Raw genomic sequence first — 18,027 nt, 5'->3', positions numbered from 1 at the left:
TTTATTTGTAATCTAATTTTTCGCTTGAAACTACTTTTCCATCTTCTGTTACAAACACTTGATAATAGCAATCTACATCATACAAAATAACTTTCCAGTTTCTAAAACCTTTTTTGTAAATTCCTACATTTTTTTCATCAATATCTCTTCCAAATTTATTGCTCACTTCTGTCATTCCAGCTTTTACAACATCGCTTCGGCTTACAACTTTTGAATTAGGAACCGTTCTAGTTCCAACCGATGAGCAACTAACCATTAGTATAAAAAACATCGCCAAAAATATTTTTTGTAATTTATTTTTTCTAAGATTTTCTTTTTTTGTCATAATCTAAATCACATTCCTTTTACTTAATTCTATATTAACCTCAAAATGTATATTCTTCTCTTCTTCATCCAAATAAGAAATTTTTATTCCTTTCAATACAGCTCCTGAATTTCCCATAAGTATGTTATTTATTTCTGTGTTCGTATCAAATATTTTCTCAAAATGTTCTGACAATTTCTCATTGCTAAAACCTTTTAATTGTAAATAATTAAACATATTAAACATTTTTCCCTCCTCCTTTGTATGACATTTCTCAACAAAAGAATTTATCTACAATTTTTCTGAGATTTTTTTCAATATTTCTTCAAATGGCAAGTCTGTTTTAAATCCAGCTGCTTTCACATGTCCACCACCATTAAATATTGATGCAATCTCGTTTACATTGTATTTATCATTACATCTCAAACTTCCTTTTATTGTCCCATCCACTTCTTCTCTTGCAAACAATGACAACTCCATACCATCAATTTTTAACATTATTTCGGCAACTCCATCAGTTTCGCCTTTTTTAAGATTAAATTCTTTTATTTGTTTCTGTGATAAATAATAGTAAATAAATCCTTTTTCAAAATCTATAACACTATTTTTATAAACATCGCCAAATAAATTCATTTTTTCAACACTCATCGCAAAAATAATATTTGCAATTTTATGATTATTCGCTCCAGCTCTCATTAAATCAGCACAAACTTCAAAAGTATGCTCCGTTACATTATCATGTCTAAAATTTCCTGTATCATTTATTATTCCAAGATACATAAATTCTGCCATTTTTTTTGATAATTCTATTCCAAAAATTTCTATAAATTGATGAACCAATTCTCCCATCGAGCAAATATCCTCAACATAATTAAAATCAGCGTGTTCCGTATTACTTACATGATGGTCAATATTTATTGATTCTTTACATAATTTCTTTATCTCAACTGATTTTCCATATCTTTCTTGATTCGCACAATCCAAGCTAATAAATAAGTCTGACATCCCTTCAACCTTAAACTCATCATAATTTTTAATCAATTCTCTCTCTTCAAAATGCTTCATATACTTTGGCAATTCATCAGCAATCACAATACTTACCTTTTTTTCTAAATTTTCCTTTTTAGAAAATGCTTTTATCATAAAATAAAATGCCAAAATAGATCCCAATGCATCTCCATCAGGACTAATATGAGCTGTCAAAACTATACTTTTCACCTCTTTTATCTTTTCAGCAATCTCTGCTAAAGTTACATTCCCCCTAAAATTCCTTTTATAATTTTTTATCATATATTTTTCTCCTCTTTTATTTTTACTCTATTTTCCAATCGTTCTAACTATATAACCTGCTCCAATTCTACTTTTTACTTGTCTTTCCATCGCACTTAATGTACTTGGATTATCTGTCATAGCTGACATTACAACATAAACAGTACGTCCATTAACCGAAGATTTTTGGTATCTGAAGTTTCCTCCTAATTTTCTTACAGTAGCTTTTGCAGTTGATTCAGAGGCTAGTGATGCTACTTGTAAATATTTTTTTGGTCCTTTTTTAGCAGCGGCAGCTTTCTTAGCGGCTTCGGCTTTTGCTTTGGCAGCGGCTTCTTGTTGAGCTTTTTTAGCAGCAGCAATTTTTGCAGCTTCAGCTTGTTGTTGTGCTTTCTTTTCGGCAGCAGCTTTTGTAGCGGCGGCTTCAGCCTTTCTTTGTGCCTCTTGTTTTTCCCTTTTAGTCTCTAATTCTTGTTGCTCTTTCTTTCTAGCTTCTTCTTGTTTTTTTGCCTCTTCGTTCTTTTTAGCTTCCTCTTGTTTTTTTGCTTCCTCATTAGCTTGTTCGGAATTATTTTTTACTTGTTCAGTCGAATCATCCTTTTTCTGCCCATTATTTACTAAATCAACTTTTTTAGTATCTGAATCTTTAGAAGTTATGACCTGTGCAACATCCTTATTCGTTTGATCAACAGTCTGTTGAGGAACTGTCAAATTATTTTTATAATCTTGTGTCATATAAAAATCTTTTCTTCTAATTTTTATATCTTTTGTTATTTCTGAAGTCTCTTTCACAACTCTACTTTTATAATTAGAATATTCAACACCCGCATATGTTATTACTCCTATTATTCCAACTATTCTCAATATTTTAAATGGATTAATACGAAAACTCATCTCTTTTTAAATTTTTATAAATTTATACTTTTTATCTTCTCTAAAAATAAATCAACTTATTTCTTAAGAATTATTATAAATTATAAAAATTCTCTCTCCTTCCTTTTTATTGTTCTAAATTGCAATATTAAATGCAATATTTTTTTATTTCCTAAAATCTAATTTTATCACAATATTTTTTACATCATCATAAAATTTATCTTAAAATTTCCTTCACTAATTTTTTTGAATTTTTTGCAGCTAATTCTACAAATTTGTTGTATTCCATTCCTGACTCATCTGTTATTGAATCAGAAATCGATCTAATTATTAAAAATCCTTTTCCTAATCTTGTACAAACTTGTGCCACAGCTCCACTTTCCATATCCACACAAAGTGCTGAAAAATCACTTCCCAACGAAATTTTCACATCTTTTTTACTCACAAACTGATCACCTGTCAAAATTCTTCCAAAAAACAATCTTTCCTTGCTCTCCCTAAGCGATTTTACCTTTTCAATTAACTCTTTATCTCCTTCAAATGCCCACTCTTTCATTTGAGGAATTTGCCCTAATTTGTATCCAAACTCAGTCGCATCAACATCATGCTGAACAACATCTGTTCCAATAACAATATCTCCAACATTCAATTCCTTATTAAGCGACCCAGCAACCCCAGAAAAAATAACCTTTTCTACATCAAATATATTAATCAAAAGTGTCGCAGTCAAAGCCGCATTCACCTTCCCAATCCCAGATTGCACAAAAACAATATCTTTTTCGCAAAGTTTTCCTTTATAAAATGATATCCCTCCAATTTCTTCTTGAGTAACATCTGTCATTTCTTTTTTTATCTCAATCGCTTCCTGATCTACAGCACCGATTATTCCTATCATTTCTTCTCCTCTCGTTTTTCCTATTCGTTTTTTCTATGTCATAAACTTTTCTTTAAAATTATTATTTCAATTTTTTTAGTCTAATCTAATTTTATTTTTGAAACTTTTTCATTGTGTATATTATAATAAATATTTCGTTTTTAGTAAACCATAAATTGCAATATTAAATACAACATTTGATAATTTTCTTAAAATTAATTTCATTACTGTATATTTTATAGTAAAACTGCTTTAAAACTAAACTCAAAGAACATGACTATTTTACTAAACTCTTAAATTTACATAATTTAAATAGTTTTGAGTATAAAATTGAAAGAGACTGTACTTCATAAAATCAACTTTATGAAACAGTCTCTTTTTAAATAATTATCTAAATTTTTAATAACTCATCTTAAATCCTAGTCCGCCTCTAATATTTTTACCTTTAGTATCATATCCTAAATTCGCTGTTAATCCAAATCTTACACTATCAATTCCAAAATTTAAGTCAAATTTTCCATTTCCTTTTCTATCTTCCTTTTCATTTCTCAAATTATACCAATCTGCTGTAGTATAACGAACTCTAGCCTGATTTAATCTATTAAGTTTTCCAAGTTCATTTTCATATGCTGCCGAAAGCCCGACTGATAAATTGGTATTTACTGACAATGGTTGAATATATTTAAACTCCGCTCCAATTTCAGGCTTAACTGAGAAATAATCATTTCCTTTAACTTCCAAGTTTATTTGACCATTATCTTCTTTTATGTCTGTAAATCGTCCATATTCCATTTTTAAAGCTCCATAAGGTCGCAAATGAATTTTTTCAGACAATCTTATATCATAGCCTAATTCATTTTTTAAAGCTGCTCCATAGGTGTAATAATTAGCTTTAGACTCAAATGTATCATCTACAACCCAGAATTTACGGTGCATACTATTTATTCCACCAAATACATCTCCTGAAATTATCCATTTTAATGAACTATTTTGATCATTTTTTGGCCATATTGTTTTAAATATTCCAGCTTTAATCATTGTATCTTGTTCAGTCGATTTTCCTAAATCTTTAAACTTAAATTGATTTGTAACTGCTCCAGCATACCATCCAGAATCATTTCCAGTTTTGGATGTTTTGCCTTCGTGAACATAAGCTACTCCATAGGCATCACTGTCATAGTCCACAACTCCAGCTGTATCTGTTTTATACTGATCTCTCATTCCAAATAGATTAATCTTGTCATTTTTGTCAAATGAATTTTCCCAATCTTTCTGTAAATATCCAATTTCCTTGTCTAATTCATTTCCAGTCGCATTAATTCGTTGCTGAGTATTCGAATATTCGTAACCTTTCATTTCATTTACAGCTTGTTTAAATATGTGTGTTTCATCTTTTCTTATATCATTTAATCTATTAAAAATTTGTTTTTCTCTAGAATTGACATCTTCAACACCATATCTTTGTTCAAGTCCATCTAAGAAATTTCTATTATCGGTATCATTTTCATTTGCAAAATTAGTATAAGGAATTTTTATCATATATACAGTTTTTATCGGTGCTGTCACATTTCCTGATTCTACTAAATATGCTTTCCAAGTCAAACTTGCTGAATCTGCATTTACCTTAGCTCCAGTTGGTATATCGCTTCCTAAAGTATTGTTGTATGGTTGTAAAATATTATCTCCTATTTGGATCGCTTTTGCATTTAAAGAATTAGTAACTTCTGTTCCCATTATTAAATTTATGTCTGTAATTCCTGATAAATTACTCAAACCTTGTATAGGATTTGTATGATTTATTCCTGAAGTATCCACATACATTTCTACACTTGAATCATTTATTACATAATTATGATTATCACCTGGTAAATTTCTTCCTGGTACTTGTGGCAAAATTACATTTCCATCATCTATTAATGGTTCAACTTGTACAGCCGGTATCGGTATTGATACTGGACTTGGATGCGCTGGTGTTTTTACTACTGATTTTTCTGCTACTGTCATACTAACTGCCGTTCCAAGTGAAGATGCGTTTGTTGAAGTATTACTGCTTCCTCCTTGAATTTGGTATGCACTGGCTACGTCAGTATACACCCCAGTATTACCACTTCCAACAATTTTTATTATTCCATAATTTTTAATAATTCCTCCATTTTTGACGACTACACCTTTTATTCCAGTTCCAGTTCCACTTGCAGTTGGCGTTGTCTGAATTGTTCCATAATTTTCTCCAGTAGCATGATTGTCAATGTACATTCCAACTGTATCATCGCCTTTCAAATTAATAGTTCCTCTGTTTATTGCTTTTGCACTAGAACCTGAAGCATACATTCCAACACTGTTATTTTCTGTAACATTGATATTTCCATAATTTTCTACTGTTCCACTTCCTGTTGCCATTCCAACTCCATATTTTCCAGTTGCCACATTACTTGGACCAACTTCAATTGTTCCATAATTTTGTCCAATTCCTTGAGATGAATAAATTCCAATATTTCCAGCTCCTGATTTCAAATTAATATCTCCACGATTTACAAAATCTTGAGATGAATAGATTCCATAGCTGTTGCTTCCATCTGTCACAAGTTTTGATTCTGTTTCAATTTTTCCACCTAAACTTTGTGGTGCTTTTGAATAGATGTAAACTGAATTTTCTCCTATATGAATATCATTCGGTGCTTTTGTTTTTATATCCGTCTTAGTATTTGAAGCTGTTATCAAATATCCAACTGAATCCGTCCCAACTTTCATATCTAAATTTCCTTTAACAATCGTAGGTTTTGGAGCTACAGTAGCATCGTCAATGTATATTCCTACTGCATTGTTATTTGCTACAATAATTTTTCCTCCAGTAAGATCGACATCTGGTCCTTGAGAGTAAATTCCTACTCCGTCATTTCCTACATTTATCGTACCACCATTCATTTCTATGTTTCTAGCAAAAATACCATATGAAGATTGTCCAATATTTATTATACTGTCTCTTACTATTCTACTTCCATTCTCAAATTCCAACATATATACTTTTGTTTCTGGATCATCTCCATACATTCCTATCGATTCATTTCCAGGAGAAGTTGGAGCAACATTTATTATCGCAAAATTTTTCAAATCAGTATTATTTGTTCCATACATTCCAAATGATTGTGTACCAAGTACATTAATTATTCCAGATTGAACGACATGGGTATTAGGATCTTCACCTTCATAATTTGTAACAGCACCAAAATTAGATCCCATTCCAATTGCATGATTATTTCCATATATTGTAATAGTCCCTTCATTTACACCGACAAGCCAGGCTTTAGATGTAGATGGAATAGATTTTATTGTCGGATCGATACTGTTATTTTTTGTAAATATTCCAACTGCTCCATCACCATACATTGAAATTTCTCCCCATGGTAAATTCATAATATCTATTTTCCCAAAATTTTCTCGATGTAAAGCACTATTAAAATAAGGTTCATTAGATGGATCTATAGCTAAACCTGTAGAAGAGTCTATTTTATACGAAAGTCCCAAAATTCCAAATGAGTTTTTACCACCAACACGTATTGGACCAGAACTTACCATATTTGAATTATTTGTTCCATACATTCCAACTGCTCCATCATTAGGTGTTACTGTTACACCTGGCACACTACTATACTCTACTTCTAATTTACCAGCATTATAATTATTAAGCCAACCATAATCAGCTAAAAATCCTATTCCACCTTGTCCAGCATCTGTTCTGTCAACAAAAACTTTACCTTTATTACCAATTTCTGTTGTACTATTATCAACTGATTTTGAACTTCCAGCAATTGCAAGTCCCACTGGTGCTAAAAATCTATCGTCTATCGCATTCATTTGAGCCGTATTTAATTCAGCTTTTACTGAACCAAATGCCTCCACATGCAATCTTGAATTTTGGTACAATGATCTTTTTGTAAATACCTCGCTATCTGAATCACTTATTAAATTTGCCTTATCAACTGCTGATTTTATTTGAATTGTAGCATCATCCACCAAAGCATATTTATAATTTGTTTTTCCATTTGAACTTGTAATATTTACATTATTTCCCCTAAGCAACTGACTTTTCAAGCTATCATTACCAGCCTTATTTTCTATATCTATAACAATAGGTGTTACAGAATTTCGTAAATCTGCAATCACTACATCATCAGAAAGCACATCAATATTAGTATTGTTAAAATTTACAACATTTGGTCTAGCTTGATCAAAAACGTATCCAATGGCTTTTCCGTCTAAAACCAATGTCGCATCTTTCATATTAATTGCATTTGTAGAACTACTTGTACTATCAGTATATAGTGCGTACCCCTTTCCTTTATATTCTACTTTGCTACCTTCTAAATCAATTTTTGCATTATTGATTGAAACCGTATTCATTGGACTATCTGTCACTTTTATCCAGTTTTTTTGTGCATTAATGACACCACCATTTTCAGCGAGAAGTCCGAATTTTGTATATTTATTAGTTTGAGAATCTATTCCACCTATTATGGAAACATCTGGCGTTGAAGAGAGGGAAGTTTTGTTCATTGTTATTATTTCACCATTATTTGCATGAACTGCTCCAGCATTACTGTTATCGTTGTTATTAATACTGTTGTTGTTATCATTATTGCTATGATCTGTCACTGTTTTTTTATATAAAGGATCTGTACTCCTAATATATTTAACATCTTTTACTTTATCTCCATGCCCCTTGTAATGTCCTTGCCAATTATTGTAAAATCCATTTATTCCATATTGCCAACCTCCCCAAGTTGTTTTAATTGAAGTATTTCTCGCTATTGGCTGAATTTCAATATCATTTCCTTCTGAAAAGTGATTAACTGACGCACTTCTTCCTATTGCACCAGTTAATAAAAATGTGATAAGTGCTGAATCTGTATATTTAAAATCTTTTACTCTTTTAGCAAACGATTTTAATTCTTTACTAAATTCCTTTAAATTGTTTGTCATCTTTCTTCCTTTCTAAAAATCAAAAAAATTTGTTAAAATTCTACATTCTTTCATTACAGTTCAATTTTTTTAATTTTTAAAGATAAAATACTAACTTTACCTTTATACTGACCTTTCTTTAATTATATAAAAGTTTTTTAAAAAAGTAAACTTTTTTTTACTGATATTTTAATAAAATAAAAAACAGGATGATAAAATACCACCCTGTACCATAATAATATTATTTTTTGAGTTTACACAAAATTTTATACCCTTTTATTTTTTAAAAATTTTACCAGCTTTATCTGCTAAATCTTTTGCACCTTCTGTTGCTTTGTCTGCCAAGTCTTTGGCTCCTTCAGTAACATTTTTTACGATTTTATTATCTTCTAAATGTTTTGCTGCATCTGTTGCTTTATCCGCTAGGTCTTTTGCACCTTCAGCAATATTTTTCACAATTTTGTTATCTCCTAAATGTTTTGCCGCATCTGTTGCTTTATCTGCCAAATCTTTTGCACCTTCTGTTACGTTTTTTACAACATCTCCGTCTGCAACGTCTTTCACTTTGTCTACTGCTTTATCAGTTAATTCTTTTCCTTCTTTTAATAATTTATCAAACATAGTTTTTCCCTCCAAAGCTTAAATTATACAATAATTACCAAACTTTTTAAAATTCAAATATATTACTTGTATAATTAATTATACTATATTTTTCAAAAAAAGTATATAATTATTTTCAATTTTACAAAAAAATTTAAAATGATTCATAAAAAAAGGAGAGCCATTTAGCTCCCTAAAAATTATTTTACAAATGATAAAATTGTCGGTATAACAATTACGAATAAAATTGTACTTGTTGTTACCACATTTGTAGCGTATTTTACATCTCCTTTAGCTTCGTGAACTAAAATTGGCAATACTGCAAATACTGGTGCAGTAGCTTGTATCATGTATGTTTTTCTATCTAAAGCTGTAAAATCATTTGAAACAGCAGCATTTAACATTATTAATGCCATCATCACAGCTGCTGACAAAACAAATCTACAAACTAAAGCTAATATTGTATCTCTATCAAAATGAATACTATGAAGTCCAGCATCTGCCAAAACTATTCCTATATACATCAATGACAATGGTGTAACAATACTTCCAATATAATTCAATGTCGAAGAAATAAATTCAGGAACTGGTATTCTAAATCCTAAAAATATTAATGCTATTACAAATCCTACTAATGGTGGAGATAACAATTTTCTCCAGTCAAATCCTTTTTTCCCTAAATTTTCACTATCATAAATAGGATCGTTTGCAACAAAAAATGCTCCCAATGTCCAAATCGATACCGTATTAGTAATGTAGTACATCAAATAATATGGCATACTTGCTTCACCAAATAAAGCTACGTTTAACGGCATTCCTATAAAAATTGTATTAGCATTAACTACGGCATTTATAAATACCCCTCGTCTACCACTTCTAATTTTAAAAACTTTTATCAATAAAATTGCAACAACATAACCGATAATTACTGAAGCAAAAGTATATATTAATCTATCTGATAATTTTAATAATTCTTCTAACTTTAAATATTTTAAAACTGAATAAAATATTGAAGCAGGTAATGCTACATTTGTTATCAATTTTGAAATATTCGCACTAAAACTGTCATGAAACCAATTTTTCTTTCTTAGAACATATCCTAATCCTATAATAAAAACTATTCCAAATATGCTCGTAAGTGATGTTAAAAATATCATCCGTCACCAACTCTTTCTATATTTTTTAGTAAAAAAGACTGGGAGGATCCCAGCCTATTTATTTTTATATCAACTATTTTTTAATCCAAGGCATTAATTTTCTTAATTCCGCTCCAACTTTTTCCACTCCGTGATTAGCAAACTCTTCTCTTTTTTCTTTTAAGAATGGTTGTCCTGCTTTGTAATCTGCTAAGAAATCATCAGCAAATTTACCACTTTGGATGTCTTTTAAAACACCTCTCATAGCTTCTTTAGTTGCAGGTGTAATAATTTTTGGTCCTGTGATGTAATCTCCATATTCAGCTGTATTTGAAATAGAATTTCTCATTGTCGCAAGTCCACCTTCGTAGATTAAGTCAACGATCAATTTCATTTCATGAATACATTCAAAGTAAGCATTTACTGGGTCATATCCAGCTTCTGTCAATACTTCAAATCCAACTTTCATAAGTTCTACAACTCCACCACATAATACTACTTGTTCTCCAAATAAGTCAGTTTCAGTTTCTTGTTTGAATGTAGTTTCTAGAATTCCTGATCTTCCTCCACCAATTGCTGATGCCCAAGCTTTAGCTACTTCCATAGCATCTCCTGCTGCATCTTTTTCTACAGCTACTAAACAAGGTACTCCACTTCCTTCTTGGAAAGTTCTTCTTACTAAGTGTCCAGGTCCTTTTGGTGCAACCATAAATACACTTATATCTTCTCTTGGAACAATTTTTTTGAAATGAATGTTAAATCCGTGTCCAAATGCAATGTATGCTCCTTCTTTTAAGTTTGGTGCGATATCTTTTGCATAAGTTTCTGCTTGTAATTCATCTGGAATTAAGATCATAACGATGTCAGCACCTTTTACAGCATCTGCAGTTTCTTTTACTGTAAATCCAGCTTCTTCTGCTGCTGACCAAGATTTAGAACCTTTTCTAAGTCCAACAGTTACATCAAATCCACCTTCTTTTAAATTTAATGCATGAGCATGTCCTTGAGATCCATACCCTAAAACTGTAATTTTTTTACCTTCCAATTTACTTAAATCGCAATCAGCATCGTAGTAAACTGTTGTTCCTAAAATATTTCCTGCCATTTTTATAATCCTCCTAAATTTTGTATGTATATATTATACACTTTTTAAAAATATTTGCAAATATTTTTTTTTTAGGTATTAATATATTTTATATATTTTTAATTTTTTTATCCTTTTTATGTAACAATTTATGTTCTTCACTATTCATGTAGTCTTCATGATTATGCTCGTGTCTTTCTTCTGATATAAAATGACTATGACCATGCTCATGAGTAATAACATGCGTATGTATTGTCCCATCATGTGTATGAACTATTATGTGTGAATGGCTATGACTATGATATTTAACCATTGTATCATATACAACAAATGCACTTCCAATTAACATAAAAATAAGTCCAACAAAGTACAGCAAAGTAAGTTTTTCTCCATTTACTACAAACGCTAAGAAAGTACCTACAAATGGAGCTACAGCATAATATGCACTAGTTTTTGCAGCACCTAAATCTCTTTGTGCTCTGATATACATAAAAATACTGAGTCCATATGCTACAAATCCAAGTAACAAAGCAATTGATATATATCTAATTTCAGGAATACTTTCTCCTAAAATGAGAGCAACTATAAACGAACCACCACCAGAAAAAAATCCTTTTAAAGTAACAATTTCATAAGTACTTTTATCTGAAAGTTTTCTAGTACAATTATTTTCAAGTCCCCAACAACAAGTTGCTAATATTACAAATAATGAACCTAAAGAAAATTTGAAACTTTCAGCTCCTTCAAATGAAAGAACTATACTTGATATTGTAATAAAACCAATAGCAATCCATAACTTTGATGTTACTTTTTCCTTAAATACTAGAAGAGCAATAAGGGTTGTTGCTACAATTTCAAAATTACCAAGCAATGAAGCATTTGAAGCTGAACCAATATTTATACCAATCATTAGGAATATAGGTGCCGCAATATCAAGAACAATCATTCCAATAGTATATGGAAGATCTGACTTAGTTAATTTTTCATGCTTTTCCTCATCTTTTCTATGAAATAAGTACATAATACCTACACCAATTCCTGCTCCTAGATATAGAAAAGATGCCATAAATGTAGGCGAAATCTTATTCAAAAGTATTTTAGAAAATGGTGTATTGATTGCATAAAAAATAGCTGCGAGTAATGCTAAAATTACTGCCATAAATTTTCTGCTTTTATCCATCTAAATAAATCAACTCCTTCTAAGTGATTACTGAATTTACTTCACAATCAACCAAGGTCTATCATTTTCCCAAACAACTTTTACTGGCATCTCAAACATTTCCGATAAAACTTCATCTGTCAAAATGTCTTTTTTTCTACCTTTTGCAAAAACTTTACCATCCTTTAAAAGTGTCACATGAGTTATCGCTGGAATCACTTCCTCGATTTGATGTGTCACATAAATAAATGGAATCGCATTTTCATTTTTAGAATTTTTTTCCAAAACAGACAATAAATATTCTCGAGATTTTACATCCAATCCTGAACAAGGTTCGTCTAAAATCAATAAATCTGGCTCATTCATAAATGCCCGTGCAAGTAATGTCCGTCTTTGCTCACCTTGTGACAATGTTGCAAAATATTTATCCTTAATGTAAGTTATCCCAAAATCTTCAATTATTTTTTCAGCTTTTTTCCTATCTTCATCCGTCACTTCTTGATAAATTCCAATCGAATTAAATTTCCCAGAAATTACAATATCTTTTAATTTTTGCGAATTTAATGTACTCAAAAAATTATTCAAAGTAGAACTCACAAAACCAACTCTATCTCGAATTTTTGTCCAAGCATAATTTCCAAATTTATGCCCAAAAACTCGCACTTCTCCTGAAGTTGGAAAAGTGTAGGCTGGAATCATTCCCAAAAGGGTAGATTTCCCAGAACCATTTAATCCTAACAAAGCCCAGTTTTCTCCTTTATTTATGTGCCAGTCAACACCTTTTAAAATTTCTCTTCCTTCTCGTCTGAAAGTTATGTTTTCGTAATGTAAAATTTCTTCCATAAAAAACCATCCTTTCTTTTTTGTTATTGTTTATAAAAATTATTTTTCGATTATTTACATAAAATTAATTTTGAGAAAATTTAAAAAAGTAAATTATATTCTATTAGCAATTTCAGTTCCCATTTCAGCCGTTCCAACTTTTTTCATTCCATCAGTATAAATATCTACTGTTCTGAATCCATCTTCCAACACTTCTTCGATTGCTTTTTCAATTGCATCTGCTTCTTTTGTCAAGTTAAATGCGTATCTTAACATCATTGCTGCTGATAAAATTGTTGCAATTGGATTTGCTATATTTTGTCCTGCAATGTCTGGTGCTGAACCGTGGCTTGGCTCATAAAGTCCAACTTTTCCGTCTCCTAAACTTGCTGATGGCAACATTCCTAAAGATCCTGTAAGCATTGAAGCTTCATCTGATAAAATATCTCCAAACATATTGTCTGTTAAAATTACATCAAATTGTCTTGGATTTGCAATTAATTGCATTGCAGCATTATCCACATACATGTGTGAAACTTCCACTTCTGGATAATCTTTTGCAAGTTCATTTACTGTTTTTCTCCACAATTTTGAAGTATCTAAAACATTATGTTTATCCACACTTGTAATTTTTTTCCCTCTTAATTTTGCAATTTCAAATGCTTTTTTTGCAATTCTTTCAATTTCCCCTTTTGTATATGGCAATGTGTCAACAGCTTTTTCATCAGAATATTCTCTAGGTCCAAAATAAATTCCTCCTGTAAGCTCTCTAACTATCATTACATCTAGCCCTTCTCCAATTATTTCATCCTTCAATGGACTAGCACTTTTCAATTGTTTAAACAAAACCGCTGGTCTTAAATTTGTGTAAACTCCCAAGTCTTTTCTTATCGCAAGAAGCCCTTTTTCAGGTCTTTTATCAGGTTCAACATTATCCCATTTAGGCCCTCCAACTGATCCCAACAAAATCGAGTCACTTTCTTTACAAATTTTCGCAGTTTCTTCAGAATAAGGAATCCCATATTTATCAATAGATTCTCCTCCCAAATATCCTTGCGTATACTCAAATTTATGCCCAAATTTCTCTCCAATTTTATTCAAAACTTTTACCGCTTCATCAACGATTTCTGGACCAATTCCGTCCCCTTTTAATAATGCAATTTTGTAGTTCATTTTTTTTACTTCCTTTCTTTTTATATTTAAAATTTTTATTACTTTTTTTAATTTTTATCAATCTTTTTCATTAACTTCTTTATATGCTTCTCTTATACTTTGTAAATTGATTATTCCCATATTAAAAATTTCTTCTAATTTTTCATTTTTCAATTTTTCATCATCTTCATTTTTTATTTTTTCTATTGGCTTTATTGTTTTAGTCGATATATTTGTTTCTATTCCTCTATTTACAATATTTAATTTATTATCATTTAACATTTCCAATAATTTGTCAATAAAATCAAAATATTTATTATAAACTTTTTCAATAAAATTTAATTCTTTGAAAATCTCAGAATTATTATTTTTGGATATTTCTAACTGTATTTTTAAATTTTCTAGATATTCTTTATAGAATTTTTTTAAAGGATTTCTATTATTATAAATATGGAAATGAAATAAAAATCTTTCCATATTTTCTATTATCTTATATAAAGTATCTTTACTTATTTTTATTTTATCCTTCAAAAAATATTCAATAATTTTATCAGATAATTCTGATTTCTTTATATCACTTTTTAAAAATGCTTCTATGTAAACATTTGATATTTTATCTTTATCATCGTACAAAATCATATCTAGAAACCTTTCCTGTTCTTCTATTGTTCCTAAAATAATAACTGCTTCCATTGCACTAATACCTGGAGGGATTCCTAAATAAAAAAGTGTATTTCCATTACTATCATGATAAAACTCATTAAATATTTTATCAAAATCATTTCTTATTTCTTCAATATGTTCTTTCTTTAAACTTTCCTTGAATTTTCGATAAAATTTTTCCTTAGCAGATAAATATTCTTTATTTCCTAAATATGTCAATTTTTTTATTGCCTTTTCAATTTTATCTATTCTTTCTTTGACTTTATAATCTTTATTATCTAAGTACAAAGGATAATTAAATAATGTATATATTAATAAATTTTCTGTTTCAACAGAATAATTTTCATTATTTTTCAAAAATTGTTCTATTATATCTAATTTTTCTTCAATAAGAAGATTATTACTTTTTTCTCCTATTTTATTTAAATAATAATTTATATGACTATTTCCAAAAAAATTGTCATCAAAAAAAATTCTTTTATCATTTATATCTTTATAATTACCATAATATTTATTCTCATTAGATAGGATATTTGATTTATTTTTAACAATATTTTCTAACAAATCCAAATCCTCTAATGTCAAATTTATATCCTTATTTTCAAAATTTAATTTTATTGGAAATATTTCTACAAAGCTCTTTGAAGTATTTTCTATTTTTTCATAAAATTCATCATAATACAAATTTTTCAAAAAAACATATGCAATAAGTAACCTCTTTTCAATTTTCCATTCAGAATTTAACTTTAAAAAATTGGACACTTCTTCTATAAAATTTTTTATCATTCTCGGAGAAAATTCTAAAGAGCCTATTTCTATTTCCCCTTTTACTAAAATTTCAAAATCATAATTAAATTGAAATACATCCCTCATTTTTTGATATTCTTTTGGATATATATATATATCTTTCTTTTCAATTATATATAAAAATTTGAAATCTTCTTCATTCAAATTATTTGATGTTATTTCTTTTTTTAATAATTCTATAAATGGTATATTTGTTATTTTTCTAGTTACAGGAATATATTTTTCTAAATAGTTTCTATTATATTTTTCATTTATATTTTTTAAATTTTGAGAATTAAATAATACTAATATTTTTATATTTTTAATTGAAAAATCACTTATAAACGATAATATTCTTTCAATTTTTTCTGTATCATTTACTCTATCAATATCATCAAAGACTAAAATTATTGTCTTATTTAGTTTTTCTATAACTTCTTTAAAATACTCTATTTCATCAATTACAATATTTTGTGATAATAATTCACTTATACCTCCAAAAAATTTATTATCTATAGTTTTCAAAAAAGTGTTACTTAATTTTTCAAAACTAACTGTAAATATAGAATTTTTACTCAATATTTTCCTAATTTTTTTTAGAATATATGAATAAATTTCTTCTTTTTCAAGTAACATACATCTAATTTTTATTATTTCAAATTTTTTATAATCTAATTCTTCAATAGCTTTTTCTACAATAAAAGTTTTTCCTGTTCCATATTCCGAATCAATTCCCAATGTGTAAATATTTTTATTATCATTATTCGTTAAAAAATTTAAAACAAATTCTTTATCTTTTTCTCTATTTTTATAAAGTTTTTCATCGCTCTTTTCAATATTTTCAGTTTTTTTATATATTTTAATTACAATTAAAATCAAAAAATAAATTCCTATAATCCCAACAATTAAGTATGTATTCCAATTATTTATTCTTTTCATAAAACTATTTATATCTGATATAAATACTTGTATATTATTTAAAATTTTAATAAGAAAAAATAATAAAGTTGAAATCCCATATAGTATTAATATATTCTTTTTAGATTTTTTATCTACTACATAATTCCATAAAAATATAAATAACATAGTTATTAAGTAGTACCAATCAAAAAAATGTAATGTTTTATTTGTATATGTATAATTAAAAATATATGAGCTTATATAAATAATCAATACTAAAAACAAATTTTTTTTGTACATATTTTTCCCTTTAAATTCTAGTCTTTAATTTCTCTAAACCCTGAATCCTCAAATAATTCTTCAGCACTATTATACCCTTTTCTTTCAATTTTACCACTCAAAATATCATCAGTTTCCTGCATTGCCTTTAAAGTTTCTTTATTAGGAACTTTCAACTCAAACGGAATCCCCTGCTCCAAAATACACTTCTTCAAAAATAAATTCATAGCTGTACTCATATTAATCCCCATTTTCTTAAACAGAGTTTCTGCTTCCTTTTTCACATTTTCATCAACTCTTGCTGTTACTGTAGCCATTTTTACCACTCCTTTGTAATACTTTTGTTATACAATGTAATTATATTACTAAATAGTGCAAAAATCAATATTTTAATTAACTTTTTCAAAAAAAATTTACTTTTTTCATTTTTTAAAATCTATTAATCTATTTTCTATCAAATAATTTATATTTTCAACTAACCAATTCTTATTAAATCTATAAAAAATATCAATTCTAAAAGCTTTACTTTCATTATCTAATTTAAAATATAATTTATATCTCATTATTTTTTTTACTAATTTTAAAACCTTTACTTCTTCCCGTGGAACTATTTTCCTTATTTTACCTATATTTGAAAGTTGTATTCCTGAAGATATTTTTAATGTTACATCACACGAAAATATTTCTATATTGTCTTTCTTAAATAAAACTATAATACTTTCTCTTAAATCCTCGTTAACATCATAAATAAGTTTTTTATCAAAACGCATTTTTTTTTCAGGAAAAAAACACAAATAATTTCTGTCATGCTCAATATTATTTTCATTAAAATAATTTTCTATTATTTTATTCCATTCTTTGATAGTTCGCATAATTTTTTATCTCCTAGTCATCTGAAAATTTTTTGTTAAATCCAAGCATACTGCAACTCATAGCACTTTCTGTAATAATTCCCTTTAACTGAAGTTTCAAGATTTTTATTTCTTCTAAAATTCCGATTACAGCTTTTTTTGTAAAACTGATAAGCTCTCTTACACCAGCCACTTCTTCTCCAGCTGACTAATTCTCCATTTTTTACAAACACATCAAATGGTAAATCTTTTGAACTTATTTTAGAAAATTTTTCTTTTTCTCGCTTTCTATACTCAATTCCTTTTGACCACATAG

16 protein-coding genes are annotated in these 18,027 nt (G+C 28.5%); all 16 read right to left on the bottom strand.

The window, feature by feature from the left end:
- Position 1 precedes the first annotated feature (1 nt).
- Positions 2–325 (bottom strand): hypothetical protein, encoded by a 324-nt coding sequence (locus J4863_RS01880; protein ID WP_211618802.1) that lies wholly within the window; start codon positions 323–325, stop codon positions 2–4.
- Positions 326–328: 3 nt separating this feature from the next.
- Positions 329–550, bottom strand: a complete 222-nt coding sequence (locus J4863_RS01875; RefSeq protein ID WP_211618801.1) for a hypothetical protein — start codon at positions 548–550, stop codon at positions 329–331.
- Between the two features lie 45 nt (positions 551–595).
- Positions 596–1,594, bottom strand: a complete 999-nt coding sequence (locus J4863_RS01870; RefSeq protein WP_211618800.1) for a bifunctional oligoribonuclease/PAP phosphatase NrnA — start codon at positions 1,592–1,594, stop codon at positions 596–598.
- Between the two features lie 27 nt (positions 1,595–1,621).
- Positions 1,622–2,467 (bottom strand): sporulation protein, encoded by an 846-nt coding sequence (locus J4863_RS01865; RefSeq protein WP_211618799.1) that lies wholly within the window; start codon positions 2,465–2,467, stop codon positions 1,622–1,624.
- Between the two features lie 196 nt (positions 2,468–2,663).
- On the bottom strand, positions 2,664–3,341 hold the full coding sequence (locus tag J4863_RS01860; protein ID WP_211618798.1) for a 5'-methylthioadenosine/adenosylhomocysteine nucleosidase: 678 nt from the start codon (positions 3,339–3,341) through the stop codon (positions 2,664–2,666).
- 378 nt (positions 3,342–3,719) lie between these two features.
- Positions 3,720–8,300: an autotransporter domain-containing protein gene (locus J4863_RS01855; protein WP_211618797.1), complete on the bottom strand. Its 4,581-nt coding sequence runs from the start codon at positions 8,298–8,300 to the stop codon at positions 3,720–3,722.
- A 255-nt stretch (positions 8,301–8,555) separates the two neighbouring features.
- Positions 8,556–8,900, bottom strand: coding sequence for a hypothetical protein (locus J4863_RS01850; RefSeq protein WP_249111544.1), 345 nt, complete (start codon positions 8,898–8,900; stop codon positions 8,556–8,558).
- 179 nt (positions 8,901–9,079) lie between these two features.
- On the bottom strand, positions 9,080–10,036 hold the full coding sequence (locus J4863_RS01845; RefSeq protein WP_211618796.1) for an AEC family transporter: 957 nt from the start codon (positions 10,034–10,036) through the stop codon (positions 9,080–9,082).
- 73 nt (positions 10,037–10,109) lie between these two features.
- On the bottom strand, positions 10,110–11,120 hold the full coding sequence (gene ilvC, locus J4863_RS01840) for a ketol-acid reductoisomerase (RefSeq protein ID WP_211618795.1): 1,011 nt from the start codon (positions 11,118–11,120) through the stop codon (positions 10,110–10,112).
- 88 nt (positions 11,121–11,208) lie between these two features.
- The gene (locus tag J4863_RS01835; protein ID WP_211618794.1) at positions 11,209–12,279 is read right to left on the bottom strand and encodes a DMT family transporter; all 1,071 of its coding nucleotides are present in this window, start codon (positions 12,277–12,279) and stop codon (positions 11,209–11,211) included.
- Positions 12,280–12,315: 36 nt separating this feature from the next.
- A complete protein-coding gene (locus J4863_RS01830; RefSeq protein WP_178938160.1) occupies positions 12,316–13,101 on the bottom strand; it encodes an ABC transporter ATP-binding protein in 786 nt (261 codons plus the stop codon).
- Between the two features lie 93 nt (positions 13,102–13,194).
- Entirely contained in the window at positions 13,195–14,253 is a 1,059-nt protein-coding gene (gene leuB / locus J4863_RS01825) for a 3-isopropylmalate dehydrogenase (protein ID WP_211618793.1), read from the bottom strand.
- A gap of 57 nt (positions 14,254–14,310) precedes the next feature.
- Positions 14,311–16,620, bottom strand: coding sequence for a P-loop NTPase fold protein (locus J4863_RS01820; RefSeq protein WP_211618792.1), 2,310 nt, complete (start codon positions 16,618–16,620; stop codon positions 14,311–14,313).
- Positions 16,621–16,898: 278 nt separating this feature from the next.
- Entirely contained in the window at positions 16,899–17,177 is a 279-nt protein-coding gene (locus J4863_RS01815; RefSeq protein WP_211618791.1) for a type II toxin-antitoxin system RelB/DinJ family antitoxin, read from the bottom strand.
- Positions 17,178–17,282: 105 nt separating this feature from the next.
- Positions 17,283–17,732, bottom strand: a complete 450-nt coding sequence (locus tag J4863_RS01810) for a hypothetical protein (RefSeq protein ID WP_211618790.1) — start codon at positions 17,730–17,732, stop codon at positions 17,283–17,285.
- A gap of 35 nt (positions 17,733–17,767) precedes the next feature.
- The gene (locus J4863_RS01805) at positions 17,768–18,025 is read right to left on the bottom strand and encodes an endonuclease (RefSeq protein ID WP_249111543.1); all 258 of its coding nucleotides are present in this window, start codon (positions 18,023–18,025) and stop codon (positions 17,768–17,770) included.
- Positions 18,026–18,027 lie beyond the last annotated feature (2 nt).

It is taken from the genome of Leptotrichia sp. oral taxon 221, assembly GCF_018128245.1.
GTDB lineage: Bacteria > Fusobacteriota > Fusobacteriia > Fusobacteriales > Leptotrichiaceae > JABCPH02.
Note: the sequence above shows the minus strand (reverse complement) of the source record. Positions and strands in the feature narration are given on the sequence as shown.

Excerpts from the sequence above, each read along its gene's own strand:
- J4863_RS01880 (WP_211618802.1), bottom strand. The coding sequence starts at position 325 with ATGACAAAAAAAGAAAATCTTAGAAAAAATAAATTACAAAAAATATTT.
- J4863_RS01875 (WP_211618801.1), bottom strand. The coding sequence starts at position 550 with ATGTTTAATATGTTTAATTATTTACAATTAAAAGGTTTTAGCAATGAG.
- J4863_RS01870 (WP_211618800.1), bottom strand. The coding sequence starts at position 1,594 with ATGATAAAAAATTATAAAAGGAATTTTAGGGGGAATGTAACTTTAGCA.
- J4863_RS01865 (WP_211618799.1), bottom strand. The coding sequence starts at position 2,467 with ATGAGTTTTCGTATTAATCCATTTAAAATATTGAGAATAGTTGGAATA.
- J4863_RS01860 (WP_211618798.1), bottom strand. The coding sequence starts at position 3,341 with ATGATAGGAATAATCGGTGCTGTAGATCAGGAAGCGATTGAGATAAAA.
- J4863_RS01855 (WP_211618797.1), bottom strand. The coding sequence starts at position 8,300 with ATGACAAACAATTTAAAGGAATTTAGTAAAGAATTAAAATCGTTTGCT.
- J4863_RS01850 (WP_249111544.1), bottom strand. The coding sequence starts at position 8,900 with ATGTTTGATAAATTATTAAAAGAAGGAAAAGAATTAACTGATAAAGCA.
- J4863_RS01845 (WP_211618796.1), bottom strand. The coding sequence starts at position 10,036 with ATGATATTTTTAACATCACTTACGAGCATATTTGGAATAGTTTTTATT.
- ilvC (WP_211618795.1), bottom strand. The coding sequence starts at position 11,120 with ATGGCAGGAAATATTTTAGGAACAACAGTTTACTACGATGCTGATTGC.
- J4863_RS01835 (WP_211618794.1), bottom strand. The coding sequence starts at position 12,279 with ATGGATAAAAGCAGAAAATTTATGGCAGTAATTTTAGCATTACTCGCA.
- J4863_RS01830 (WP_178938160.1), bottom strand. The coding sequence starts at position 13,101 with ATGGAAGAAATTTTACATTACGAAAACATAACTTTCAGACGAGAAGGA.
- leuB (WP_211618793.1), bottom strand. The coding sequence starts at position 14,253 with ATGAACTACAAAATTGCATTATTAAAAGGGGACGGAATTGGTCCAGAA.
- J4863_RS01820 (WP_211618792.1), bottom strand. The coding sequence starts at position 16,620 with ATGAAAAGAATAAATAATTGGAATACATACTTAATTGTTGGGATTATA.
- J4863_RS01815 (WP_211618791.1), bottom strand. The coding sequence starts at position 17,177 with ATGGCTACAGTAACAGCAAGAGTTGATGAAAATGTGAAAAAGGAAGCA.
- J4863_RS01810 (WP_211618790.1), bottom strand. The coding sequence starts at position 17,732 with ATGCGAACTATCAAAGAATGGAATAAAATAATAGAAAATTATTTTAAT.
- J4863_RS01805 (WP_249111543.1), bottom strand. The coding sequence starts at position 18,025 with ATGTGGTCAAAAGGAATTGAGTATAGAAAGCGAGAAAAAGAAAAATTT.